Annotated in this window: 5 protein-coding genes; 3 read left to right on the plus strand and 2 right to left on the minus strand. The window is 38.2% G+C overall.

Annotated features, from left to right (window positions below):
- The 3 genes from M2132_RS11770 to M2132_RS11780 all read left to right on the plus strand — a co-directional run.
- Nucleotides 1-582, plus strand: a 582-nt coding sequence (locus tag M2132_RS11770; protein ID WP_280673790.1) for a tyrosine-type recombinase/integrase, incomplete at its 5' end; no start/stop codon positions are given.
- Entirely contained in the window at nt 579-1541 is a 963-nt protein-coding gene (locus M2132_RS11775) for a tyrosine-type recombinase/integrase (RefSeq protein ID WP_280698314.1), read from the plus strand. The genes M2132_RS11770 and M2132_RS11775, both read left to right, overlap by 4 nt.
- On the plus strand, nt 1525-2583 hold the full coding sequence (locus tag M2132_RS11780) for a tyrosine-type recombinase/integrase (protein WP_280673794.1): 1059 nt from the start codon (nt 1525-1527) through the stop codon (nt 2581-2583). The genes M2132_RS11775 and M2132_RS11780 overlap by 17 nt, the downstream gene beginning before the upstream one ends.
- 56 nt (nt 2584-2639) lie before the next feature.
- Here the strand turns inward: M2132_RS11780 and M2132_RS11785 are convergent, their stop codons facing one another.
- Both M2132_RS11785 and M2132_RS11790 read right to left on the minus strand, forming a co-directional pair.
- Nucleotides 2640-3083: a UPF0158 family protein gene (locus tag M2132_RS11785; protein ID WP_280673796.1), complete on the minus strand. Its 444-nt coding sequence runs from the start codon at nt 3081-3083 to the stop codon at nt 2640-2642.
- Nucleotides 3084-3088: 5 nt separating this feature from the next.
- Nucleotides 3089-3685: a plasmid pRiA4b ORF-3 family protein gene (locus tag M2132_RS11790; protein ID WP_280673798.1), complete on the minus strand. Its 597-nt coding sequence runs from the start codon at nt 3683-3685 to the stop codon at nt 3089-3091.
- Between the last annotated feature and the right edge of the window lie 170 nt (nt 3686-3855).

Below are 3855 nucleotides of genomic sequence, written 5' to 3' on the forward strand. Positions count from 1 at the left end.
GAGGAGGTCAGCCGGATAAAGTCAGTCCTTGAAGAAGATTCTACACTTTCTCTGCAAAACAAAGCAATCTGCCTGCTGGCACTTTACACGGGTATGAGAAGTGGTGATATTTGTTCACTGACTTTTAGATCCATTGACTGGGAAAGCGATTTAATTCGTATCAAACAACAAAAAACCGGTGCTGCACTGGTACTCCCATTACGTGCAGTAGTAGGCAATGCTATATTTGATTACATTACTAAAGAGAGACCCAAGTCATCTGCTGACACCATATTCCTGACAATAAATGCCCCTTACAGAAGATTGCATTCGTCCAATCTGAACGCAATATGTATTGCCGTTATGAATAAAGCAGGCATAAGGCAAAATCCAGGAGACCGCAAAGGTATGCATCTTTTTCGTCATTACCTGGCTACCTCCCTTTTAAGTTATGGAGTGGAACGACCTATAATCAGTTCCACTTTAGGGCATCAATCTCCTGTCTCACTTGCACCTTACTTGAGTGCAGATTTTGTCCACCTGAAAGAATGTGCATTGAGCATCGACCGTTTTCCGGTGAGAAAGGAGGTTTTCCAGCTATGAGATTCCAATCATTTTTGGCTGGTATCATGGAAAGTTATATCGCTTACAGACATGCGTCGGGTCGTACCAGCACTAGTTATATTAAGAACATCATTCACTTTGACCATTATTGTGCAAGGGAATATCCTCAGGCAGAAGAACTTGAGCAAGAAATGGTGGACCAGTGGTGCAAACAGAGGCGAACTGAATGCACTAACTCATGTATATCCAGAATATACCCAATAATTAGTTTTCTACGTTATGCCAAGGAAAGAGGACTTACTTATGTTACTATTCCCGCCGTTCCAAAACTTGCGCCAAGAACTTATATACCGCACCCGTTTACTGAAAATGAACTAGTTTCTTTTTTCAATGCTTGTGATACCCTACACACCAGAAATGGGATGAATGGGGATATTAGAAAAATAACAGTTCCCGTATTTTTTCGGCTTCTTTACAGTAGCGGAATGAGAACAACTGAAGCCCGATTACTCAGGAAAGAAGATGTGAACTTGGAAAATGGAGTTATCAATATAAGATTCTCAAAAGGATTCAATCAGCACTTTACTGTTCTCCACGATTCCATGCTTGAACTAATGAGAGTATATGATTCTGCTATATCTAAATTTGTGCCTAATAGAATCTATTTTTTTCCGGCAGATACAAGCAAGGGGTTTTCTGACCAATGGATTAGATATTTTTTTAGGAAGTTATGGGATCAAAGCAACAATATCTATGCAACAGCTTATGAACTAAGACACAATTATGCCATTGAGAATATCAACGGCTGGATAGGTGAAGGGCTTGGCGAGCATATGAAGCTTTTAGCTTTAAGCAAAAGCATGGGGCATAGCGATATGGAGAGTACCAAATATTATTATTCACTGGTGCCTGGACTTTCTGATATAATGGGACAGGTGACCAGTGATACATTCAATGAAATAATACCTAATATCACAATCAATGAAAAAGGCAAGTAAAGATGCTTATGAATTAGCCAAACATATACATAACTGGCTACATGTACATACTCCTTCTATCCGATCAAGTAGCCCGCATACTATCAGAACATACTCAACGACATTATCACTTTTCGTAGGATTCCTGGAAGGAAAAAAGAAAATAAACCCTTGTTCTTTAAGTACCGGATGCTTTTCCCGGGATTATATTGAAGAATGGATAATGTGGCTAAAAGAGGAAAGGTGTTGTAGTCCGGAAACCTGTAATATACGCCTGACTGCACTGCGGACATTTCTTAAATATCTGGCGGCCAGAGATGTTTCCTGTCTGTCGTTATACCAATCCGCAACATTAATTCCACGACAAAAGATTGCCCGGAAAAAGGTTACAGGTATGAGCAAGGATGCGGTCAAAGCTCTGATGTCGGCACCAGACGTATTAACTAAGACAGGGCAACGTGATTTGGTTCTTTTAATTATATTGTATTGTACTGCTGCCAAGATTGATGAGATTTTGTCAATGAAAATAAGTCAATTGCATTTAGAGACTGATAAACCATATATTTCTGTTATTGGCAAAGGACGTAAAATTAGAACTCTATATATTCTTCCTAAAGGGGTTGCCCATCTGAAGAAATACATAGAGGAGTTCCATTCGACTAATCCCAGTCTAAATGCATACGTGTTCTACTCAAGGAACAAAGGGATCTTTGGAAAGATGACTCCAGAAAGCGTAAACAAGCAATTAAAGAAATATGCAGTTACTGCGCATGGAATCTGCAAAGATGTTCCACTCAATCTGCACGCACACCAAATCAGGCATGCGAAGGCTTCTCATTGGTTGGAAGACGGCATGAATATTGTCCAGATATCTTTCTTATTAGGTCATGCCAATCTTCATACTACAATGATATATCTGGATATTACAACTGAACAGGAATCAAAAGCATTAGCTACATTGGAAGATGAGAATCAAAGAAACACACCAAAACGATGGAAATCCGGCTCTGATAGTCTAACCGCATTCTTGGGAGTTAAGGGAATAACGGAAAGAAAAATATAGTTGTATGACTTTCCAATTACCACACCAGCAAGTCTTATGCTTGCTGGCTCTCCCTTTTATAATTCCATATCAGGAGGACATAGCTCCGCCAAAACAAGCTGTTCAAGTTTGGATTGCTTGAAATCGAACCAACATTGTCGGTACTGGCTATCATCAATAATAAATTTGAAGTTTTGAAATGGTTTGCTCTTGGATATGGCATTCCATAAACGTTTTTTTATAGAATCGTCATCAGAGATGCAGGTTTCAATAAAATCTTCCATGATTTTAAATGACTGCCATGATTGGAGAGGTTCAATACGGATGACATTTACCCAATTGTCAACTTTATCATATACTTCCTGATAGAAATCCTCAAAATCGTCACAAGCGTTGTAGCTTTCTCCTAATACACTTTCAACCTCCAACGTGTCAGTGTTAAGGAAACAAATCATACCCATATCAATTTCTTCGGCTATGCTTTTGATTAATTCCTTTGGATATTTAGAGAAATCCATCATACAAGCTAAACCTGTTTTAAATACATATTTATCTCCTCAAGATCAAAGGCACCGCTATCCCACATCTCTCCTTCATCCATACCGAGCCACTCGCGGTATTCGTCCGCCTCTTCGCTTTTAGGCATCGTCGCAAAAACTTCTTTCATCCCTTCATAGCCATATATACTGCCACAATCTTCTGGAGGACAAGCGCCTTTGCCAGAAAGACATATAGCTGTTTTTTGTTTATCATCACTAATTGACTCGAGGCTTATCTCATGCACCCAATTATCACCAAAATCATAGACATAGAGGAGTTTACGGAATTTATCCTTAAAAATATCGGATAGTTTGATTTTTGAAGAGTCCTTGGTGTCTGCAAAGAAATCAGGGTCAAAAAAATCATCCTCTACCGGAACGGCGATACGGATATTGCTTTGCCATTCTTTATCCTTGAACTCGAATAAATGATAATTATCCCATCCAAAAGCGGTCTGGATTACATCATGAAATCTGAGAAATGTAAAATTCGCAGGTACAGAAACTTTTCTCCATACAGGGGGCTTTGTTATTCCTTTAATTTGAATTTTGAATTGAAAGACCATAAATGTATTTTTCTCCAAAAATACGATATTACATTGAAAAGAATAGTATTAGGAAAATGTATTCTCAAAAAAGAATCTTCAATCATTAACTAAAGTAGAAATATATGAAAATAGAATTAGGAAATATATTGCTGTAAATGGTTTATTATGTGGGTATTAAAAGTGTTAGTTTGGATTTTATTTAAGTT

The organism is Dysgonomonas sp. PH5-45 (assembly GCF_029893235.1).
Classification (GTDB): Bacteria; Bacteroidota; Bacteroidia; order Bacteroidales; family Dysgonomonadaceae; genus UBA1309.